Consider the following 21,658-nt stretch of genomic DNA (forward strand, 5'->3'; position numbering starts at 1 on the left):
ACGTCCAGCGTCAACGGCCGCGTCGCCGCTTGCAGCAGCGATAGCCCATAGGGAGAGGTTTTGCATGAATAATCTGATCAAGGGTGCGCTGCTTGCCACCGTGATGATTCCGCTGTCCGCCCATGCCGGCGAAGCGACTCGCGCGGCGTTCGGCACCACCGCCGACGGGCAGAAGGTGGAGGCGATCACCCTCACGAACAGCCACGGCATGCGCGCGACCATCCTCAGCTACGGCGCGATCCTCCAGTCGCTGTCGACGCCGGACCGCAACGGCAAGTCCGAGGACGTGACGCTCGGGTATAACGACATGAAGGGGTATCTGGTCGCCCCGAACTATTTCGGCGCCAGCGTTGGCCGCTATGCCAACCGCATCAAGAACGGCACCTTCGCCATCGACGGCAAGACCTACACCCTCGCCAAGAACAACGGCCCGAACGCGCTGCACGGCGGCCTGAAGGGCTTCGACAAGCGACTGTGGACCGTCGAGAAGGTCAGCGGCGGGGACACCGCCAGCGTGACGCTGCGCTATGTCGCGGCGGATGGCGAGGAAGGCTATCCGGGCCAGCTGACCGTCACCGCCACCTATGCGCTGAACGAGAAGAACGAGCTGTCGGTCGAATACAGTGCGACCACCACCAAGCCGACGATCGTCAACATCACCAACCACAGCTTCTTCAATCTCGCCGGCGAAGCCTCGCAGCGTTCGATCTACGACAATGTGGTGACGATTCCGGCCGAGGCGACGACCCCGGTCGACGCGACGCTGATCCCCACCGGGCAGCTGCGCGCCGTCGAAGGCACGCCGTTCGACTTCCGCAAGCCGACCGTGATCGGCACCCGCATTCGCGACGGCCGCGATCCGCAGATCGTGTTCGGCCAGGGCTATGACGAGAATTTCGTGATCGCCAAGGCGCCCTCCGCCCAGCCGGTGCTGCATGCCCGCGTCGAGGATCCGTCGAGCGGCCGCGTGATGGAGATCCTGTCCAACCAGCCCGGCGTGCAATTCTATACCGGCAACTTCCTCGACGGCACCGCGATCGGCAAGTCGAACCACGCTTATCGCCAGGGCGACGGCCTGGCGCTTGAGCCGCAGGTTTTCCCGGACACGCCCAATCAGCCCGCATTTGGTTCGGCACGTCTGAATCCGGGGCAGACCTACCGCAACGTGATCGTCTATCGTTTCTCGACCACCAACTGATCCCATCCTCCCACAAGGCAGCTCCATGACCGAAACCACCCCCAAGCTGCGCAGCCGCGCCTGGTTCGACAATCCCGACAATGTCGACATGACCGCCCTCTACCTGGAGCGGTATCTCAACTACGGGCTGAGCCTGGAGGAACTGCGCTCGGGCAAGCCGATCATCGGCATCGCGCAAACGGGGTCGGACCTGAGCCCGTGCAATCGCCACCACCTCGTGCTGGCCGAGCGCATCCGCGAAGGCATCCGCGAGGCGGGCGGCATCGCGATCGAGTTCCCGGTCCACCCGATTCAGGAAACCGGCAAGCGCCCGACCGCGGGCCTCGATCGCAACCTCGCCTATCTCGGCCTGGTCGAGCTGCTCTACGGCTACCCGATCGACGGCGTGGTGCTGACCACCGGCTGCGACAAGACCACCCCCGCCTGCCTGATGGCGGCGGCGACGGTGAACATCCCGGCGATCGCCCTTTCGGTCGGCCCGATGCTGAACGGCTGGCATCGCGGCGAGCGCACGGGTTCCGGCACGATCGTGTGGAAGGCGCGCGAGCTGCTCGCCGCCGGCGAGATCGACGATGACGGCTTCATCCGCCTGGTCAGCTCGTCGGCGCCGTCCACCGGCTATTGCAACACCATGGGCACGGCGACGACGATGAACAGCCTCGCCGAGGCGCTGGGCATGATGCTGCCGGGCTCGGCTGCGATCCCCGCGCCCTATCGCGACCGGCAGGAAGCCGCCTATCGCACCGGCAAGCGCATCGTCGAAATGGTTGCCGAGGACCTCAAGCCCTCGGACATCCTGACCCGCGAGGCGTTTCTCAACGCGATCGTGGTCAATTCCGCGATCGGCGGATCGACCAACGCGCCGATCCACCTTGCCGCGATCGCCCGCCACGTCGGCGCCGAGCTCGCGCTCGACGACTGGCAGACGCACGGCCACAAGGTGCCGCTGCTGGTGAACCTGCAGCCGGCCGGCGAGTATCTGGGCGAGGATTATTACCGCGCCGGCGGTGTGCCGGCCGTGGTCGCCCAGCTGATGCAGCAGGGCCTGATCCACGAGAATGCGATCACCGCCAACGGCAAGACGATCGGCGAGAATTGCCGCAGCGCGACGATCGAGGACGAGAAGGTCATCCGCCGCTTCGAGGAGCCGCTGGTCGACGAGGCTGGGTTCATCGTGCTGCGCGGCAATCTGTTCGATGCGGCGATCATGAAGACCAGCGTGATCGGCCCCGAGTTCCGCGACCGCTACCTCTCCAACCCGAACGATCCCGAGGCGTTCGAGGGCCCCGTCGTGGTCTTCGACGGCCCCGAGGACTATCACCACCGCATCGACGATCCGGCCACCGGCATCACGCCGGACACACTGCTGGTGATGCGCGGCGCCGGCCCGATCGGCTATCCGGGCGCGGCGGAAGTGGTCAACATGCGGGCGCCCGCCTATCTGATCCGCGAAGGCGTGCACGCGCTGCCGTGCATCGGCGACGGTCGCCAGTCGGGCACCTCGGCCTCGCCCTCGATCCTCAACGCATCGCCCGAGGCGGCGGCGATGGGCGGCCTGGCATTGCTCAAGACCGGCGACCGGGTGCGGATTGACCTGAAGCTCGGCACTGCCGACGTGCTGATCCCCGCCGACGAGCTCGCCGAGCGTCGCCGCGTGCTGGCGGAAGCGGGCGGCTATGCCTATCCCGCCTCGCAGACGCCGTGGCAGGCGATCCAGCGCGCCGTGGTCGGCCAGATGAACACCGGCGCGATCCTGGAGGGCGCGGAGAAGTTCCAGCGCATCGCCCAGGCGCACGGCGTTCCGCGCGACAACCACTGACCTTGCGATCGGAGCGGCGGCTGGCTAGCGCCGCCGCTCCGGTCTCGAGGAGCTTTCATGTCCGCCTTTTCCCATCGCCTCGCCAAGCATCAGGATCTTGAGGCGTTGCGGGCAGTGATGGGCCGGGCAATCGCGCAGCTGCAGCATGGCTTTCTCACACCCGAGCAGGTCGCTGCGAGCCATCAGGTGATGGGCCTCGACACGCAGCTGATCGTCGACCAGACCTATTTCCTGGTGGAGGACAACGCAGGCACGATCGCGGGCTGCGGCGGCTGGTCCTTCCGTGCGACCCTGTACGGCGGCGACGCCAGCATCGTCGCCCGCGAACCTCAGAAACTCGATCCGGCGCGCGACGCTGCCAAGATCCGCGCGATGTACACCAATCCGGACTTCACCCGCCGCGGCATCGGCAGCCGGGTGCTGGGCCTGTGCGAGGAAGCCGCCCGCACTGCCGGATTCCGCCGCGCCGAGATGATGGCGACCATGGCCGGCGTTCCCCTGTACGAAGCCTGCGGCTATGTTCAGGTCGAGCCGATCCTCTCCGCACCCATCCAGGGCTTATGCGTTCCGCTGGTGCGGATGGAGAAGCCCCTCTGAAAGGTCCTTTGGACATTTCGCCGCCTCGCGATCAAATCCCTAGGTGCACCGAAACGGTACAGTAACCATTCTGAACATACATGCGAACGCGCACTTTGAGCAACGAACCTCAAGCGCCAAATATCAAACAAAAAATACAACCGAGTGCAAGCATGTCGCCTTCCGCCATGCACAGGCGGAGCTTCGCCTGATGTATTCGTGCAAACTACGTAGCAGAAACATTTAGTTTCATTATCGGCACTTCGCCCAGCCCCCGTCCTATACTGGTACTCGGTTGCCCATGGCGACACAGGATCAACAAACGGGGTTTCAAGATGAAAATGAAATTGCTGGCGGGTGCGGCCATGTCCGCATTGCTGTTCGCCACGCCGGCCTTCGCGCAGAGCGGGACCAGCGATCAGGCGGAGCTGGTGAAGCTGCTGAAGGCGCAGGCGGAAGAGATCGCCGCGCTGCGCGCTCGCCTCGACAAGATCGAAAGCGCGCCGGCAGCAGCCCCCGTGGCTCGCGCCGCAGCTCCGGTGAGCGTACCGCAGAGCGCCCAGGTGAAGCACACCGCCATCGCCAATGACGAGACGGTTGCCGATTCCTTCGCGCCGCAGCTCGCCCCCGTCGGCCTCGCCGACCAGAGCGTCGCCCAGGCACGCGCCGCAGCGAACGTCTCCAACGTCACCACCGAATGGCGCGGCGGCCTGCCGGTCTTCCGCTCGGCGGACGGCAAGTTCCTGTTCAAGATGCGCGGCCGTATCATCAACCATGTCAGCTCGACCTTCGGTTCGAACTACGACGCCCGCAACATCACCACGACCGGCGCCCGCGCGCTGCGTATCGGTATCGAAGGCGCGGTCGGCCCGCACTTCTTCTACCAGTTCGAAAACGACTTCGCCGACAACACGTCGGACGTCGGCACGATGTTTGTCGGCTGGCGCAACGATGTGGGCAAGGTGTCGTACGACGTCCGCTTCGGCAACATGTTCAACGACCGCAGCTTCGAGGGCTCGAGCGGTTCGGACGCGCCGCCGTTCCTCGAGCGCAACGTAGTCGCCACGTCGATCATTCCGCAGCGTGGCTTCTACGGCATCGCTCTCATGCCGCGCCTGTTCTGGAAGACGGGCCACGCCTCGGTGACGATCAGCGGCGACGCCGTCGACGCCAGCCAGGCGATCAATGACAGCCGCACCGTGCTGGGCCGCGTCCACTGGAACCCGTTCAAGACCGATCGCGCCATCGTCCATGTCGGCCTGTGGGGCTTCGACGAGGCGCTCTCCTCGCGCGGTCCGGGCACGCTGACCCGCAACACCGTGATCGGCGGCCGTTTCAACGGCAACCTGCGCGTGCAGACGGGCGCCCTCACCGGCGGCACCGGCACCACCGGCTATGGCGCGGAACTGGGCGGCTATGTCGGCTCGCTCTGGGTGATGGGCGAAGCGGGCAAGCGCGTCGCGCACCTCAACGCCGGCCGTCCGGACTTCGAGAGCAAGGCCTGGAGCCTTTCCACCGGCTTCTTCGTCACCGGCGACCTGCCGCCGTACAACCCGCGTCTCGGCACCTTCGCCCAGCCGCGCGTGCTGCGGCCCGTGTTCGACGGCGGCCCCGGCGCGATCGAGATCCTCGCCCGCTACGAGGATATCGACTATTCGGGCATCCCGAACGCGACCAAGGGCGAAGCCGCGACGATCGGCACCAACTGGTATCTGGACAGCATCATGCGCCTGCAGCTGAACCTGATCCACTGGAAGACCAACAACCGCGCCGGCTCGTTCACGGGCAAGGACAGCGGCGAAACGATCAGCGCCGGCTTCGGCATCACCTTCTGATCCGATCGAACCCTGCTGCGCGGCCGTCGCTTCCCCCGGGGAGCGGCGGCCGCAATGCCGTTCGGCCGCTTGCCCTTCCGCGCACTCCCTCCTAAAACGGGCGCGTTTCCGGGAGTTCTCGACATGGTCCACCGTCACCGCTGAAGCGGCAATCGACAGCCCGCGGCATACGCCGCGCTCCTGGACCCTGTTTCGAGACCATCATGCAACGACTGAAGAATAAGACCTGCGTCGTCACTGGCGCAGCGCGCGGCATCGGCCGTGCCATCGCGGCGCGCTTCCTGGCAGAAGGCGGCACCGTCATCCTCACCGATCTGGACCGCGCGGCCGGCGCCGCGACCGCACATGAACTGGGCTGCCGGTTCGCGCCGCTGGACGTGCGCGAGGAGGCCGATTGGGCACGACTGGCTACGCTCGTCCCGATAGCGGACGTGGTCGTCAACAATGCAGGCATCACCGGCTTCGAGGCTGGCATGGTGCCCCACGATCCCGAACACGCCTCGCTGGAGGAGTGGCGCGCGGTGCACCGCGTCAATCTCGACGGCACGTTCCTCGGCTGCCGCTATGCCATCGGCGCGATGAAGGCGAAAGGCACGGGATCGATCGTCAACATCTCCTCCCGCTCGGGCATGGTCGGGATACCGGGCGCGGCCGCCTATGCCTCTTCCAAGGCGGCGATCCGCAATCACAGCAAGTCGGTAGCGCTCTACTGCGCGCAGCAGGGCTGGAAAATCCGCTGCAACAGCATCCATCCCGCTGCGATCCTCACCCCCATGTGGGAGCCGATGCTGGGCAGCGGCCCCGATCGGGAGACGCGGATGCAGGCGCTGGTCGCCGACACGCCGCTCCGCCGCTTCGGGCTGCCCGAGGAAGTGGCCGCCGTCGCAGCGATGCTCGCGTCGGACGAGGCGACGTACATCACCGGGGCCGAGCTGCAGGTGGACGGCGGACTGCTGGCGGGCGCCGCCGCCTCCCCCGGGTAACCACCTGAAAGGCTTGCCAGCTTCGGCAGGATGCGCGATCCCCTGCCCAGGCCGCCGCCGCGGCAGGGGAGATGCTCCGAATGACGACGCCGTTCTCGCTGGTCGATGTGTTCCATGACGGACCGTTCACCGGAAACCCGCTGGCGGTGGTTCATGGCGGCGGCGATCTCGACACTGCGACGATGCAGGCGATCACCCGCTGGTTTAACCTGAGCGAGACGGTGTTCCTGCTGCCCCCGAGCGTCGAGGGCGCGGACTATCACGCACGCATCTTCACGCTCGATCGCGAGCTGCCCTTTGCCGGGCACCCTACGCTGGGCGCCTGCCACGCCTGGCTGTCGGCCGGGGGCGCGCCCGCCGCGCCGGACGCGGTCGTCCAGCAATGCGGCGCCGGGCTGATCCCGATCCGTCGCGACGCCGACCGGCTGGCCTTCGCGGCCCCGCCCCTGCTCCGCAGCGGCCCGGTGGATGCGGAGACGCGGGGCATGCTGGCAGCGGCGCTGCAGATCGCCCCGTCGGCGATCGTCGATGCCGCCTGGGCCGACAACGGCCCCGGCTGGATCGCGGTGCTGCTCGAGTCCGCGGAGGCCGTGCTGGCGGTGGAACCGGTCCGGCACTGGGATGGGCGACTGGAGATCGGGCTGATCGGCCCGCACAAGGCAGGCGCCGAGGTTGCCTGGGAGATCCGGACTCTGTTCACCGACGCGTTCGGCGGAATCATCGAGGATCCCGTGACCGGCAGCTTCAATGCCTCGGCCGCGCAGTGGCTGCACGCCAGCGGCCGCGTCAGCAGCGGCTATGTCGCTGCGCAGGGTACCCGCCTCGAACGTCGCGGCCGCATCTTCGTGGACTATGACCTCGGCAGCCAGGCCTGGATCGGCGGCCGCAGCATGACCATCGCCGAAGGCACGCTGCCCGGTCTCAGCGCCCTCGCCTGACCAGCCGCGCGACCAGCGTCGTTGCGGTCACCTGGCCGGTGACGCTGGCGGTGGTGATGAACATGTCCGGGATCGCCGAGACCGCGATGTAGAGCGGGATCATCGCCAGCGGCGCGCCCAGGATCTGCATGCCCGGCGCGTCGCAGGCGTAGAGGATCGCGGCGCCCGGCAGCCCAGGCGTGGCGATGCCCGCGATCACCGCCGACAGGCCAGCCAGCACCCATTGCACCGGCGAGGCGTGTACGCCCGCCGCGTGCGCCGCGAGGAACACCTCGATCACCGTCACGCCCGTGGTCGCCAGCCGGAAGGTGGAGATGGCAAGCGGCAGCGTCGTCCCTGCCACCTCCTGCGGTAATTGCAGGCCGTTCAACGCTACGTCCATCGACACCGGGGCCGTGGCCATCGACGAGCAGGTCCCCGCCGCCGTCGCCTGCGCGGGCACGATGCCGCGCGCGAAGCGGCCGAGCGGCATCGCCCGCAAGCCGAAGACCAGCAGATAGCACATGCCGATCGCCATCAGGCAGAACAGGATCTCCGCCGCCACATCGCGCGCCAGCACGCCCGCGACGCTCGCGCCTGCCGCCTTGCCGGCGCCCATCGCCAGCACGAAGATGCCGATCGGCGCGGCGCGCAGGATCCAGTCGACGATTCGCGTCATCGCCTTGGCCAGTTCGTCGATCACCGCCGTCAGCCCGCTACCGCCAGTCCGCGCCAGCGCCACGCCCAGCAGCACCGCGAAGACCACCAGCGGCAGCATCTGGCCGCTGGCGGCCGCGGCGATCGGGTTCTCCGGGAGGATGGCAAGGATCTGCTCGGACGCGCTGGGTACGTGCGGGACGGCCGGCGGGCCGGCAGCAAGCAGGCCGGCGAGCGGATCGGGCCCCAGCGGAAAGAGCCACAGCACGATCTCCAGCGCCCCCCAGGCGAGCAGCGCCGCCAGCACCAACATCGGCAGGAACACCGCGAAGCTCGTCGCGAGCAGCCGACCGCCCTGGCCATGACGCACGGCATTCACCACCCCGCTCACCACCAGCGCGAACACCAGGGGCACCAGCGTCATGGTCAGCGCACGGATCCAGAAGGCACCGATGGGAGCCAGCAGATCGATCCACGGCGCGAGGAACGCGCCCGCCGGCCAGCGTGCCGCAAAGCCCAGCAGCACCCCCGCCAGCAACGCGCCTATCACCAGCGCCGTCTTCGCCATCGTCCGTCCTTTTCCGCTCGTTCGGCGCGGCTGATGGCGGTTGCGCCGCGCCCGCGCCAGACCCTTTTTCTTCAGCGCGGCTCAGGCAATCCCGGTTTGGCGCGGGTGACCATGTCGGCCAGTGCCGCCACCCCGCCGACGAGGACATGCGCCGCCAGCATCAGCGTGGCGACGAACAGCACCGCCCCCGCGAGGCCGGCCGTGTCACCGAGCAGCGCAACGATCAGCGGCGCCAGCAGCGCCTCGCGCGCGGGCACGAAGGGCAGACGGGACAGCATCATCCGCAGCGTTCCCACCAGGAACAGCGCCGTCGCCGGCACTGCCGGCAGCAGCAGCTTCCACAGCAGCGCCGTCAGCACCAGGCTCAGCAGGATGCGGGCGGTGTGAATGCCCAGCGTCTCCGCGATCAGGCGGGGCGGGAGCGCGAACACCACGCGGCGGAAGAAGAAGATGGCGAGCGACGACAGCACGATGGTCCCGGTCGAGATCAGCAGCGTGGTGAACAGCGTGCCCTTGGCGAGCCCCTGCACGATCGGCGCGTTCAGCACCATCATCGCCAGCGTCACGAGATTGCCGGCCAGGGCGGAGGTGACCGCCACGTCGCGCAGTGTCTCGAACGGCCGCCCTTCCGGACCCAGCTTCCGCCGCGCCCAGACATAGAGTTGGGCATCGCCGGCATAGCCGAGCACCACTTCGTTCGCCGCCTGCTTGCGGAGCAGCGCCGGAAGCGCGCCCATCCCGATGCCCCAGATTCGGCGCAGGATCAGCCAGTCCATCACCGGCCCCAGCACATAGGTGGCAACGAAGCACAGCCAGAAGATCGGATCGCGCGGAGTGCGGGTCAGGATGGTGAAGTCCAGCCCGTCCAGCTGCCAGAACACCGCAACCAGGATCGCCGCCGAGAAGGCAAGCCCGACGACCGCGAGAATCCGTTCGCGCGTGGTGGCGGAGAGCGACGCATAGGCAGTGCGCACCGCCCGAAGGGGAGCCTTCATGCCGACGCCTCTTGCTCCAGCCGAACCGGAGGACCGCTGGCACGCCCCGCCGCGGCCGCCTCGAACAGCCCCCAATATGCCTGGGCGGAGCGTTCGATGGTGAAGCGCCGCAGCGACTCGAGCAGCGCGTCGCGGTCCGGCGGCGTTGCCGGCGCCGTTCGGATCGCCTCGGCCAGCAGCGCTTCGTCCTGCGGGACGATCGTGCCGAAGCGCCCCTGCCCCAGCAGGCTGCGCAGCCCGGCGCCGCAATCGGTCGACACTACCGCCAGGCCGGCGGCCAGCGCCTCGATCACCACCGCCGGCACGCCCTCGTAGCGCGACGACATCAACAGCACGTCATAGTCGCCCAGCCGCGCCGGTGCGTCGGCGACATGGCCGGCAAAGCGCACCCGGTCGGCAATCCCCAGCGCGGCGGCGAGTGCCTCCAGCGCGGCGCGTTCCGCGCCGTCGCCGAAGATCGTCAGCGTCTCACCCGGCTGCACGGCGCGAGCGAAGGCGCGCAGCATCAGCGCGAAATGCTTCTGCGCCACCAGCCGCCCGATCGCGACGAAGCGCCGCGGACCCGCGGGCCGAGGCCCGTGCGCGGGCAGCAGCTGCTCGGCGGAGATCGCCGGATCGTGCACCACATGGCCGCGCCGGGCCATGACCGGTGCCAGTTCCGGCATCATCGATTCGTCCATCACCACCCAGCTGTGCGCGCACCGCGCCTGGATGTGCAGCCACGTCCGCCAGAAGAAGCGGCCCACCGGGTTGAGATCGCGCCGTGCGAGATCGTTGCTGACCTTGACCACGATCGGCGGGCAGTCGCGGCCCAGCAGTACGCGCATCGCTACGGCAACAATGGTGTAGGTGGATCCGGCGACGAACAGCACGTCGGGACGCAGCCGCCGGATCGCTGCCGGCAGCCGCAGGATCATCCACAGGGTTTCCCAGGAAGCCTGGCTGATGCGGGGCTGGCGCGGCATGTCATAGGCGATGTCGGCGAATTCGGCCCGCATCGCGCCATCTTGGCGACCGAGGAACAGCGGTGCATCCATGCCGCCCGCACGCCAGTGCCGCACCAGTCGCAAGGCCACGCGCTCCACTCCGCCCGGCGCGAAGCTGTGCAGGAACGTCAGAACGCGGAGGCCTCCGCTACTATCCTTTGGCGACAATCACGCTTCCCCTAGCCCGTGCGACCCATGTGCCGCCTACCTGCCTGCATCCCTCCGAGGCGACCACCTTGGCGCACCGCGCATGCCCGAAAGGTGGGCGCGCTAGCACAAAAATCAACGATGGAGATACACAATAGGAGGGCACCGCGCGCCGCCGCGACACCCCGAAATGCGTACCCCCTGCGCTTCTCCGCGGCGCGCCCTGCAACCAACCCCGAAGGGCGATTCCCATGGCGGCGGCGGCGCAGCCCATGGGCGACAAGCAACAAAAAACCCCGCCAAGCCTGCGGCCTAGCGGGGTCTTTGATGGTGGGCGCGGCAAGGATTGAACTTGCGACCCCTGCGATGTCAACACAGTGCTCTACCACTGAGCTACGCGCCCGAAACTCGGGAAGCGCGCCTCTAGCGGGGGTCGGCCCGCCGCGCAAGCGCTAATTTCAATTCAGTCCCACATTCTCCGATTCAAACATTCGATCCACCTCCAGCACCAGGTCGCGCAGGTGAAAGGGCTTGGAAAGGACGCGGGCCTGCGGCACCTGCTTGCCGGCGCGCAGCGTTACGGCGGCGAAGCCGGTGATGAACATCACCCGCATTTCGGGCGCGATCTCGGCGGCGCGCTGGGCGAGCTCGATCCCGTCCATCTCGGGCATCACGATGTCGGTGAGCAGCAGGTCGAATCGTTCGGCCTCGAGCAGCGGCACCGCCGCCGTCCCCCGATCGACAGCGCTGACCGCATACCCCGAGCGCTCCAGCGCACGGGTGAGGTATTCCCGCATCACGCGGTCGTCCTCGGCCAGCAGAATCCGGATCATCTTCACCCCATCGGTACCAACCGCTGGCTCCTTATGCGCCAAGACCTTAAGATTTTCCAGCCGAAGCCGCCCGATACGTTGCCCGGCTGGCCGCTGCGGCCTAGGTTGTGGGGGTGACTCGCGCCGCCAGCTTCGATCGCTACGGGCCGGTACTGCCGGAAAGCCCCGTGGTGCTCTCCGTGCCCCATGGCGGGCGCGACTATCCGGATGCGCTGCTCGCCGCGCTGCGCGTTCCCCCTGTCGCCCTGCGCGCGCTCGAGGATCGCCATGCCGATTCGCTGGCGCTTGCCGCCCGGCGCGACGAGACGCTGTTCGTCGCAACCCGCGCGCGCGCCTGGATCGACCTCAATCGCGCCGAGCACGAGCGCGATCCCCAGATCGACGAAGGCGCGCACCTGCTCGGCCGCCCGCTCTCCACCAAGGTGCGCAGCGGGCTGGGGCTGGTGCCGCGGCGGGTCGGGACCCTTGGCCAGCTCTGGCGAGGGCGCTTCGCCGCGGACGATGTGGCCGCGCGCATCCATGCCGATCACCGCCCCTATCATCTGGCGCTGGGCGAAGCACTGGCGGCGGCCCGGGCACGATTCGGCATCGCGGTCCTGCTCGACGTGCATTCGATGCCGCCGCTGGGCTCCCCGGAAAGCGCGCCCCGGCTGGTGATCGGCGATCGCTTCGGGCGCTCGGCCGCCGCGCGGTTCGGCGCGCGCGTCGAGGGTGTGGCCCGGCGCCACGGCGTCGCCATCGCCGCGAACACGCCTTACGCGGGAGGGCACATTCTGGAGCGGCACGGCGATCCGCGCCGCGGCGTGCATGCCCTGCAGCTGGAATTCGATCGATCGCTCTATCTGGATGCAGCGCTCGACGAACTCGGCGCCGGCGCGGCGGGCATGACGGCGCTGCTGCGCGCCACCATCGACGCGCTCGCCGACGAGGCCCTGCCCGACGCGCTTGCCGCGGAATGAACCGCACATAAAAAACCACCTCGCGGTTACCCACGAGGTGGCCAAGGTTCAGGGAGGAGACACGCCCGAAGGCGCGTCGCACGGCATCGCGAAAGGGGGGACACGAGCCGTACCTTCAAGATATAGAGAGCGGGCGACCGAGTTCAAGGCAACTCATCGCAGAAGTTGTTCGATTGAACGGCGGGATGGCTTTTGGGGCCGCGCGGCGGCCCGAGATGCGATTACCGCAGCATCTAAGCCCCTCCTCCTTGGAGGAGGGGTTGGGGTGGAGGGATTCCAAGCCAGAGGCTGGTCTCGGTGAGACACGCCCCACCCCAAACCCCTCCCCTGAAGGGGAGGAGCTTCGATAGAGTTCAAACTTTGATCAGCCGACCAGCTGGACTTCCGGCTGCCAACCCGAACGCATCTGGCGGGCGAACAGCTCGCGCATCTGCGCCAGCGAGAAGAGGTGGGCGTAGATCAGCGGCAGCATGCCGTTCTGGACGATCTTGCGCAGCTGGTCGCCGCGCATCTCGTTCAGCTTGTTCTCGTCGACCATCATGAAGCCACGATAGACGAAGGGCTGCGCCGCGCCGTCCGGCTGGATCGAGACTTCGCCGTCGATCAGCAGGTTCATTTCCTTCAGCTCGCGCATGAACTGGCTGGTGCGGGCGCCGGCCGTTTCAAACTGCTCGTTGAACTGGAGGATGTTCTTGGTGATCTCGCTCGGCTCGCCATTTTCGAACAGGGCCTCGCCCTCCTCGAACTTGCCGATCACGTCCGAGGTCGGATCGAAGCAAAGCGACAGCTCGTCGCTCTCCGGGCGCAGGCGCGCCAGCAGGAACGGATAGCGGCGGATATAGGCCGGCACGTAGAAGTTCGGGTCGACCAGCTTGCCCTCTGCGTCGAAGAAGGTGTTCACCCCCTCGTTCAGCCCCATCAGCGCCAGCGGCACGGGATCCTCGCCCACCGAGAAGACGATCGGCATGAAGCGCTGCACCAGCGGGAATTCCTCGACGGTAACCGGCACCGCGTGCTGGTTGGCGAGGAAAGCCGCGCGGTCGGTCGAACGCGTACGGAAATCGGCATGGACCTGGCTCGAAAGCGGCTCGAGCTGATTGTAGAACAAGGGAAGCGACTGCTGCGGCGCGCTGGCCATGAGGATCTCCTGAGAACTTTTTTCGTCGAAAGGCGTTTCAACCGCGCCGGGGTCTATTTGCTCAACGTATCAGGCGCAAGCGCGACCAGCTTTCCCGGATTGAGAATCAGCTTCGGATCGAGCGCCGTCTTGATCGCGCGCAGCGCCGCCATCCGCGCCGGCGAGGAAAGCCGCGCCAGCTCGTCGCGCTTCATCTGGCCGATGCCGTGCTCGGCGGAGATCGATCCGCCCGCTGCCACCACCATGTCGTGCACCATCCGGGTGATGCGCGGCGCGTCCTCGGCATACCAGCGTTCGCGATCCACGCCCTTCGGCGCGCGGACATGGAAATGGACGTTGCCGTCGCCGAGATGACCATAGGCGATCGCGTGGGTGCCCGGAAAGCGCGCCTCGGCCGCAGCGCCGCCTTCCACCATGAAGCGCGGCATGTCTTCCACCGGCACCGAAATGTCGTGCTGCACCGCAGGCCCGGCCGAGCGCTCGGCGGCCGAAATAGAATGGCGGATGAGCCAAAAGGCCTCGGCCTGCGCCTCGCTGGCGGCGATCACCGCGTCCTCGGCGAGCCCGGCGTCAAAGGCGCTGGCCAGCATCCGCTCCAGTACCGTCGCCGGCGCCTCGGCCGCCGCGTCGCTCGTCACCGCCTCGATCAGCACGTGCCAACGATGGCTGCCGGACAGCGGCAGGCGCGTGCCGGCCACATGCTCCAGCACCCGCGTCACGGTCGCGTCGGGCATGATCTCGAAGCTCTCGACCATGTCGGTCGCGGCCTGCAATCGGCGAAGCAGCGACAGCGCCTGAGCCGGGCTCTCGACGCCGACCCAGGCCACCGCCCGCGCCGCCGCTGCCGGCACCAGCCGCAGCGTGGCCGCCGTGATGACGCCCAGCGTGCCCTCCGCGCCGATCAGCAGCTGGTTGAGGTCGTAGCCGCGATTGTCCTTCTTCAGCGCCGAGAGGCCGTCATGCACCGATCCATCCGGCAGCACCGCCTCCACGCCTGCGACCAGCGCGCGCATCGTGCCGAAGCGCAGTACCTGCACGCCGCCGGCATTGGTGGAAACGAGCCCGCCGATCGTCGCACTGCCCCGCGCACCCAGATCAAGCGGGAAGCGCCGCCCCGCCGCCTCGGCCGCATCGCGGAAGGTGCCGAGGATCACCCCAGCCTCCGCCACCCCCAGATTGGCCTCGGCATCCATTGCCCGGATACGCTGCATCCGCCGGGTGGAAAGGAGCAACGCCGACCCGTCGGCCGGCGGAATTGCGCCGCCGACCATCCCGGTATTCCCACCCTGCGGCACCAGCGCCACCCCCAGGTCACTGGCCAGCGCGACCAGCGCGCTCACCTCCTCCGTTGCCGCCGGCGACAGGATTGCCGGCGTCGTGCCGTGGTAGCGCCGCCGCCAGTCGATCAGCCACGGCGCGATATCCTGCGGATCGGTCGTGACTGCCTTGGGGCCGAAGCGCTCGGCGGCGAAGGCAGTGATGCGAAGCTGCTCGGGAGTCATGATGCTTGCGCACTAGCATGGCGTGCGGCAGTTCATCCACCGTTCAAGCCGATGTTCCTACGATCCGATCCCACGATGCCGAATCTGCCGATCGCCGCCGCCGGCCTGGCGCTGATGTTCGTCGCCCCCGCGGCGCGACCGGCGCTGCCCGCGGAGATGGCACGCGCATCGGCCTTCCAGCAACATGTGACCATTCATGTGCCGCGCATGACCGTGACGACGACGACCATCGTCGTGCGCGAGGCACCCTCGATGGTGGAACGGCGCGCGAAGAGCTGCGTCGCGGTCGATCGTATCCAGGGTTTCACCGTCAATGCAGCCGACAGCGTCGACCTGATCCTGGAGGACGGATCGCTGCTCCGCGCCAAGCTGGGCGCCGAATGCCCGGCGCTCGGCTTCTATTCGGGCGCCTATCTGAAGCCCACCAAGGACAGCAAGTTCTGCGCCGGTCGCGATGCCCTTCGGTCGCGTTCGGGCCGAACTTGCCCCGTTCAAGCGTTCAAGAACCTCGTCCGCGCACGGTGAAGCTTGACTTTTGTGGTCAAATCCGCAAGCGCGACGCCTTCTGTTAAGGTGCAAATCAACGCGCCCATTATCCGGACAATTGCATGAGCTTTGCCGATCTCGGCCTTTCTGACGAACTCCTCCGCGCGGTGACCGACGCCGGCTATACCGAGCCGACTCCGATCCAGCGCCAGGCGATCCCGTCGGTGCTGATGGGCAAGGACCTGATCGGTATTGCCCAGACGGGCACCGGCAAGACCGCCGCCTTCGTGCTCCCGATGATCGACGTGCTCGGCGAAGGGCGCACCCGCGCGCTGATGCCGCGCTCGCTGATCCTCGAGCCGACGCGCGAACTGGCGGCGCAGGTCGCGGAGAATTTCGAGAAGTACGGCGTCAACCACAAGCTCTCGATGGCGCTGCTGATCGGCGGCGTGCAGATGGGCGATCAGGTCAAGGCGCTGGAAAAGGGCGTTGACGTCCTCATCGCCACGCCGGGCCGGTTGATGGACCTCTATGGCCGCGGCAAGATCCTGCTTACCGGCTGCAACCTGCTGGTGATCGACGAGGCGGACCGGATGCTCGACATGGGGTTCATTCCCGATATCGAGGAAATCTGCACCAAGCTGCCCAAGGTGCGCCAGACGCTGCTCTTCTCGGCAACGATGCCGCCGCCGATCAAGAAGCTGGCGGATCGCTTCCTCACCGACCCCAAGACGATCGAAGTGGCGCGGCCCGCCACGGCGAACATCAACATCGCGCAGCGCATTGTCCAGGTGCCCGCCACGGCGCATGTGAAGCGCGACGTGCTGCGCCGCCTGCTGCAGCAGGACGAAGTGTCGAACGCGATCATCTTTTGCAATCGCAAGACGACGGTTCGCGACCTCAACAAGAGCCTGAAGAAGCACGGCTTCCGTTCGGCCGAGATTCACGGCGACATGGACCAGTCGGCCCGCATTGCCGAGCTGGACCGGTTCAAGAACGGCGAGGTCAACATCCTTGTTGCCTCGGACGTCGCAGCGCGCGGCATCGACGTGAAGGGCGTGAGCCACGTCTTCAACTTCGATGCGCCCTGGCATCCGGACGATTATGTCCATCGCATCGGCCGCACCGGCCGCGGGGGCGCCACCGGCATCGCCTACACGCTGGTGACACCGGAGGATGCCGAGAACATCACCGAGATCGAGAAGCTGACCGGCCACAAGATCGAGCGCGTGCCGAGCCCTGTGGCATCGGACGATGCCGATGCGGCACCGGCGCCCAAGCGCGAGCGCGGCAAGAAGCGCGACGCCAAGAAGGCGGAGCCGCGTCGAGAAGACGCGGCCGCCGCCGAGGCGCCGGCCAAGCCCAGGTCGCGCCGCGCCGCCGCGCCGCGCGAGGAAAGCCGTGCACGTCCCGCCCAGGACGAACGGCCGATGCGCAACGAGCGGCCGGTACGCGACGAGCGCCCCATCCGCGACGATCGCCGTCGCCGCCGCGACCAGGATGACGGTCCGGACGAAGGTTGGAACGGCCCGATCCCGGACTTCCTGAACTACACTATCGAAGCCTGATCCGCCGGCGCCATCCCGCGCCGCCACATGCACCGATATGCCCGGCTGCGTCCTGCGCAGCCGGGCATTTTGCGTTAGAACCAGGTGCGGATGCCGGCTGCAACGGCGCGGCCGATCACGGGCGCACGATATCGCAGAAAGCTGTTGTGCGGCCGCGCATCGCTGTCCGTCAGATTGGTCGCGTCGACAAAGGCCTCCCACTTCGCCCCAACGCTTCGGAAGGCGTAGGCGACATGCGCATCGGCCATCCAATAGCCAGGCGACACGGCTTCGTTCTTGGCAACGCGATCCTGCCCGGCATAGTAGAGCGCCCCTGCCGCGAACCGCCAGCCGCCGGTGGTGAACTGAACATCGCCGCCATAGCGCGACACCGGCGTACGGGGCAGATACTGCCCGTCCAGCGTCTGGCGGTAATATTCCGCGTCCCATTGGCGCGTCGCCCCGGGAGCGAACGGACTATAGCCGTTCGGCAGCGTGAACACCGGCTTCCCCAGCACATGATCTGCCATCGCGTGCAGCGTCACGGTGCCGAAGCGGAAGTCCGGCAGGCGCAGCATCGCCTCGCCTTCGACCCCGTCGAAATTGGTATCGCCCTGGCGCCACTCACCCACCGCCAGCGTGCGCGAGACACCTGTGTTGCCGAGGTAGAGGAAGTCCTTGTACCGTACCCGGTATCCGGTCACCCCCAGGGTGGCCCAGCCGACGTCGACACCGCCGCCGAGCTCGACATTCTCCGAACGCTCCTTGCGCAGGCGCCCGTCCCCCTGCTCTTCCGTAAGCGTCGCGAAGTGGTTGCCATTGGCATAGAGTTCATTGACGGCAGGGGCGCGCTCGCCATGCGCATAGCGGCCGTCCAGGTGCAGCCACGCGGTCAGGTCTGCGCGCAACGACGCGGACGCGTTCCACAGCCGGAAGCTGCGGTCGCGGGCATAGCTGGCGCCGAGCCCGCGTCCCGCGCGCACGCTGGCCTCGTCCAGATCATGATCGATCCAGTCGTGCCGTCCGCCCGCATTGAGCGTGAACGGTCCGACTGCGACCTGTTCGAGCAGGAAAACGGCGGCTTCCCGCGTGTCGATGCTGGGCAGATAGGCGGTCGGGCTGGTGGTGTGGAAGTGCCGGTCCGTTACTTCCCCGCCGAACACCCCGCGCATCGGGCCTATTGCATGGTGCGCGATCTCCAGACGCGCCGTATCGGCGTCAATGTCGAAGCGGCTCATGTCAACGCCGTCGATCCGCTCGCGCTCGACATCGTGCGACGACGCGGCCCGCAGCGTAATCGCAGCGATGCCGGGCAGCGGATCATAGAGACCGGCGCGGACGTCGATACGGAATTGCTCGGCCCCGATCGCGACCGGCGAAGGCGTGCGGTGCTGCTGCGTGACGTAGCGAAAGCCCGGCACACCATAGGAAGCATTGTAATAGCCCGCGCCGATGCCGAGGAAGCCGCTTGCCCCGATATAGCTGAGACCGGCATTGGCCACGGCCGTCGTGAAGCCGCTGTTCTCCAGCGTGCCGTTTCTTCCCGGCGCGAGATCGGTGATCTTCTGGTTCGCCGGAACGGTGCCGTCCACCCACTTGCCTGTGGCGGGGTCCCGGACCCAGGTGATGCTGCCAAGGCTGACCTGGCAGGTAGCGCGCAGGCCGCTATTGCCCACAAGGCTCTTCCAGTCGCGACATTGCGGCGCCTTACTCTCCCCTGCGATGGCGAGATCGGCGGCGTGACGGTACAGGCCGTCGACATGCCAGGCGAAGGCGCCCTGCCCGCCGTCCAGCCGCCCCATTGCCGTAATGCCGCTGTTGTCTCCGGTGCTCAGCTGCGCCCGCCCGGTCAGCGGCCGTGTCGGCAGCGCGGCCGGGATACGCCCGTCCTCGACATTCACCGCCCCGCCGATCGCGTTGCCGCCGTAGAGCACCGCAGCACTACCCTTCAGCACGCTGATCCGATCCGCGAGGAAAGGCTCCAGCGGCGCGGCATGGTCGCCGGTGATCCCCGAAAGATCGTGGGTCGGCATGCCATTGGTGAGCAGTGCCACGCGATTTCCACCCTGGCCGCGTATCTCGGGGCGCCCCGCGAGCGGCCCGTAATAGCTGTTCTGAACGCCGGGCAGGCGATCAAGCGTTTCGCCAAGCGAGGCGGCGCGCTGCTCCTCCAACGCGGTGGCGTCCAGAACCGAGCTTGCCGCGGTCGCGAGCGTGGCCGCAACCGGGATGCCCTCCCGCAGTCCGGTAACGACGATGTCGCGCTTGTCCTCGTTGCTGCGGGGCGGAGCCGATTGGCCGAACGCAGCGCCGCCCGATCCGAGCGCAGCAAGACCCGATAGTACAATCCTGACGTGGTAACGCATCATACCCCCAAATTGATGAGGGCGGCGACCTACGCAGGTAATGATATAACGTCAATATGAAGTCATCGACGCTCTGACCCCGAGGCGCGAAGGACACGGCCGCCTCCCCGTTTCGCCGTTCGAGGGATGCCATCGCCGCGCCGCTGCGGCGCGCGCCTTGGTATGGATGCCCACCCGGCGCACGGCGGCAATTCGCCAGCAGGGCACAACAAGGCGACCGGGCTGGCCTGGCATGGGTCCGAACGCCAAGCATCCCGCGCCATGCCTATCGAGCACCGGCAGCGCCATGAAGGAACAGGATGCCGTGGTGCGCACGGCCCCGTCGCAACGCACCCGCGCGCCTGCCGCAACGCACTCCCGGAACGCGCCGCGAGCAGCCCTGCAGGCACGACAGCTTCCCGCGATAGGCGCACCACGGGGCCGTGCAGGTGGCAGCAGCCCCGTGACCCGTGAGGCATCAGGCCGGTTCGGCCGCCTTCTCCGCTTCCGCGACCAGCGCGTCGTCCATCGCCCAGGCGCGCTGATAGGCTTCCCGGCTCTGGACGCGCTCGACATAGGCCATGAACGAGTCGCGCTTGGGCAGCATGCCGAACATCGTCGTCCAGCCGATCTGCGAGCCCAGATAGACGTCGGCGGCCGTGAACCGATCGCCGGTCGCATAAGGCCGCGACGAGAGCAGCTGGTCGAGCACGTCGACCATCAGATCATAGTTGCCGAAACCGAACATCCGGCTCTTGTCCGCGTCCGGCACGAAGTTGGCGGCGTGGTTCGTCGTTGCCTGCTCCACCGGGCCGGCGGCGTAGAACAGCCAGCGATAATAGTCGGCGCGCTCTTCCGGCAGTGGCGCGAGGCCTGCTTCCGGGAACACTTCGGCCAGATAGGCGCAGATCGCCGCGCATTCGGTGACGACCTTGCCGCCATGGACGATGGCGGGAACCTTCCCCATCGGGTTGATCGCGCGGTACGCCTCGCCCTTCATCGTCGAGGCATAGTCCATCACTTCCACGCTGTAAGTGGCGCCCACTTCCTCCAGCATCCAGCGCGCAATGCGGCCGCGCGACTGCGGGTTCGTGTAGAGAATCAATTGGTCCGTCATGGCCCCGTACCCCTATTGCTCCCGACTCGATCGATCGGGAACAATAAGGGAACACGTATCCGGGACCGGGTCAATCGATCAAAGGGCGGCGAAGGTCTTGAGCAATCGATCCCATGCACGATCGGCCTGCGCGGCATTGTAGACGCGGCTGTCCGGCGGGCACCAGCCGTGCATCGCGCCGGCATATACCTCGATCTCCGCGGGCACCTTGGCAGCAGCGAAGGCGCTGCGCAGCGTTTCCTTGTCCGTTGGCGCGCGGGCATCGTCATTCTCGGCGATGGCGAGGAGGTAGCGGCCTTGCATCTGCGGCACCAGCTTGTGCGGGCTGTCCGCACCGTCGGCCACCAGCCCCGCGCCATGGAAGCTGCCGCCGGCGCGTACCCGGCCCGGCAGCGCGGCGGCGGTGCGGAAGACGAAGGGGCCGCCCATGCAATAGCCGGTGCTGCCTATGCCGCGCCGCACGTCCACCTCCGGCTGCGCGTCGAGAAAGGCCGCGAAGGTCTTGGCGTCGGCCGTGATCGCGGCGGGCGTGAGCGGCTCGCGCCACGGCATGATCATGGCCCGCACCTCCGGCTGGTCGAAAGACTGGCCAGGCTTGAGAAACGGCGCCTTTGTCGAGCGGTGAAACTGGTTCACCGTCAGCACCGCATAGCCCGATTGCGCCAGCCGGTCGGCCATCTGCCGGAAGGCCGGGCGAAGTCCCATGATGTCCGGCCACACCAGCACCGCCGGGTGCCGGCCGCTGGTGGGTGCTACGAAATAGGCGTCGGCGGTGCCGTCCCCGGTCTTGATCGTGACGTCGCGCCCCTTCACCGCAGCGGCGTTCGCCGGGCTAGGCAGGATCGCCAGCATGCCGGTCGCAGCGGCGGCGGCGGTGAAGCCGCGGCGGGTAATGCCACCTGCCACGCGGTCATTGTCGGCAGCGGTATGCTCGTCACACATGGCAATCCTCCTCCTCGGGGCGCTCGCCCCGAAGCAGGTCTACCGCAGCGGATCGCGCCCGCAAAGCGTCCCCACGACGCAGAACGGGCCCCGGCGCTGGGTGCGCCG

At 67.6% G+C, this 21,658-nt stretch carries 18 protein-coding genes and 1 tRNA gene; 9 read left to right on the forward strand and 10 right to left on the reverse strand.

What is annotated here, in order from left to right; translation table 11 throughout:
• Positions 1–64 precede the first annotated feature (64 nt).
• From V7E00_RS12845 to V7E00_RS12870, 6 genes are all read left to right on the forward strand, one after another.
• A complete protein-coding gene (locus V7E00_RS12845) occupies positions 65–1,198 on the forward strand; it encodes an aldose epimerase family protein (RefSeq protein WP_333573036.1) in 1,134 nt (377 codons plus the stop codon).
• Positions 1,199–1,223: 25 nt separating this feature from the next.
• Complete coding sequence (locus V7E00_RS12850; protein ID WP_333573037.1) at positions 1,224–3,017, forward strand: IlvD/Edd family dehydratase; 1,794 nt, start codon at positions 1,224–1,226, stop codon at positions 3,015–3,017.
• Between the two features lie 57 nt (positions 3,018–3,074).
• Complete coding sequence (locus V7E00_RS12855; protein WP_333573038.1) at positions 3,075–3,614, forward strand: GNAT family N-acetyltransferase; 540 nt, start codon at positions 3,075–3,077, stop codon at positions 3,612–3,614.
• 314 nt (positions 3,615–3,928) lie between these two features.
• Positions 3,929–5,428 (forward strand): OprO/OprP family phosphate-selective porin, encoded by a 1,500-nt coding sequence (locus V7E00_RS12860; RefSeq protein WP_333573039.1) that lies wholly within the window; start codon positions 3,929–3,931, stop codon positions 5,426–5,428.
• Between the two features lie 203 nt (positions 5,429–5,631).
• Positions 5,632–6,411: an SDR family oxidoreductase gene (locus V7E00_RS12865; RefSeq protein ID WP_333573040.1), complete on the forward strand. Its 780-nt coding sequence runs from the start codon at positions 5,632–5,634 to the stop codon at positions 6,409–6,411.
• A gap of 80 nt (positions 6,412–6,491) precedes the next feature.
• Complete coding sequence (locus tag V7E00_RS12870; protein WP_333573041.1) at positions 6,492–7,349, forward strand: PhzF family phenazine biosynthesis protein; 858 nt, start codon at positions 6,492–6,494, stop codon at positions 7,347–7,349.
• On the opposite strand, the gene V7E00_RS12875 is transcribed toward V7E00_RS12870, so the two are convergent.
• From V7E00_RS12875 to cpdR, 5 genes are all read right to left on the reverse strand, one after another.
• Entirely contained in the window at positions 7,333–8,553 is a 1,221-nt protein-coding gene (locus V7E00_RS12875) for a dicarboxylate/amino acid:cation symporter (RefSeq protein ID WP_333573042.1), read from the reverse strand. The two genes, V7E00_RS12870 and V7E00_RS12875, sit on opposite strands and share 17 nt — an antisense overlap.
• A 71-nt stretch (positions 8,554–8,624) precedes the next feature.
• Positions 8,625–9,548, reverse strand: coding sequence for a hypothetical protein (locus tag V7E00_RS12880; protein WP_333573043.1), 924 nt, complete (start codon positions 9,546–9,548; stop codon positions 8,625–8,627).
• On the reverse strand, positions 9,545–10,633 hold the full coding sequence (locus V7E00_RS12885; RefSeq protein ID WP_333573861.1) for a glycosyltransferase: 1,089 nt from the start codon (positions 10,631–10,633) through the stop codon (positions 9,545–9,547). The genes V7E00_RS12880 and V7E00_RS12885 overlap by 4 nt, the downstream gene beginning before the upstream one ends.
• Before the next feature lie 376 nt (positions 10,634–11,009).
• Positions 11,010–11,084, reverse strand: a tRNA-Val gene (locus V7E00_RS12890).
• A 55-nt stretch (positions 11,085–11,139) separates the two neighbouring features.
• Positions 11,140–11,514, reverse strand: coding sequence for a cell cycle two-component system response regulator CpdR (cpdR, locus tag V7E00_RS12895; RefSeq protein ID WP_141988489.1), 375 nt, complete (start codon positions 11,512–11,514; stop codon positions 11,140–11,142).
• A 113-nt stretch (positions 11,515–11,627) separates the two neighbouring features.
• Here cpdR and V7E00_RS12900 point away from each other — a divergent pair, with 113 nt between their 5' ends.
• Complete coding sequence (locus V7E00_RS12900; protein WP_333573044.1) at positions 11,628–12,473, forward strand: N-formylglutamate amidohydrolase; 846 nt, start codon at positions 11,628–11,630, stop codon at positions 12,471–12,473.
• Positions 12,474–12,837: 364 nt separating this feature from the next.
• Here V7E00_RS12900 and V7E00_RS12905 read toward each other — a convergent pair whose 3' ends face one another.
• Entirely contained in the window at positions 12,838–13,611 is a 774-nt protein-coding gene (locus V7E00_RS12905) for a SapC family protein (protein ID WP_333573045.1), read from the reverse strand.
• A 53-nt stretch (positions 13,612–13,664) separates the two neighbouring features.
• Positions 13,665–15,113 carry an FAD-binding oxidoreductase gene (locus V7E00_RS12910; protein ID WP_333573046.1) on the reverse strand — a complete coding sequence of 483 codons (1,449 nt, stop codon included), beginning with the start codon at positions 15,111–15,113 and terminating at the stop codon, positions 13,665–13,667.
• A gap of 75 nt (positions 15,114–15,188) precedes the next feature.
• Here V7E00_RS12910 and V7E00_RS12915 point away from each other — a divergent pair, with 75 nt between their 5' ends.
• Both V7E00_RS12915 and V7E00_RS12920 read left to right on the forward strand, forming a co-directional pair.
• Positions 15,189–15,638 carry a hypothetical protein gene (locus tag V7E00_RS12915; protein ID WP_333573047.1) on the forward strand — a complete coding sequence of 150 codons (450 nt, stop codon included), beginning with the start codon at positions 15,189–15,191 and terminating at the stop codon, positions 15,636–15,638.
• Between the two features lie 83 nt (positions 15,639–15,721).
• A complete protein-coding gene (locus V7E00_RS12920; RefSeq protein WP_333573048.1) occupies positions 15,722–17,167 on the forward strand; it encodes a DEAD/DEAH box helicase in 1,446 nt (481 codons plus the stop codon).
• Between the two features lie 74 nt (positions 17,168–17,241).
• Here the strand turns inward: V7E00_RS12920 and V7E00_RS12925 are convergent, their stop codons facing one another.
• The 3 genes from V7E00_RS12925 to V7E00_RS12935 all read right to left on the reverse strand — a co-directional run bounded on the left by V7E00_RS12925 (position 17,242) and on the right by V7E00_RS12935 (position 21,550).
• The gene (locus V7E00_RS12925; RefSeq protein WP_333573049.1) at positions 17,242–19,515 is read right to left on the reverse strand and encodes a TonB-dependent receptor; all 2,274 of its coding nucleotides are present in this window, start codon (positions 19,513–19,515) and stop codon (positions 17,242–17,244) included.
• Positions 19,516–19,969: 454 nt separating this feature from the next.
• Complete coding sequence (locus V7E00_RS12930; RefSeq protein WP_333573050.1) at positions 19,970–20,608, reverse strand: glutathione S-transferase family protein; 639 nt, start codon at positions 20,606–20,608, stop codon at positions 19,970–19,972.
• Between the two features lie 78 nt (positions 20,609–20,686).
• Entirely contained in the window at positions 20,687–21,550 is an 864-nt protein-coding gene (locus V7E00_RS12935; RefSeq protein WP_333573051.1) for a dienelactone hydrolase family protein, read from the reverse strand.
• Positions 21,551–21,658 lie beyond the last annotated feature (108 nt).

This window comes from Sphingomonas sp. (genome assembly GCF_036731925.1).
Lineage (GTDB): Bacteria > Pseudomonadota > Alphaproteobacteria > Sphingomonadales > Sphingomonadaceae > Sphingomonas.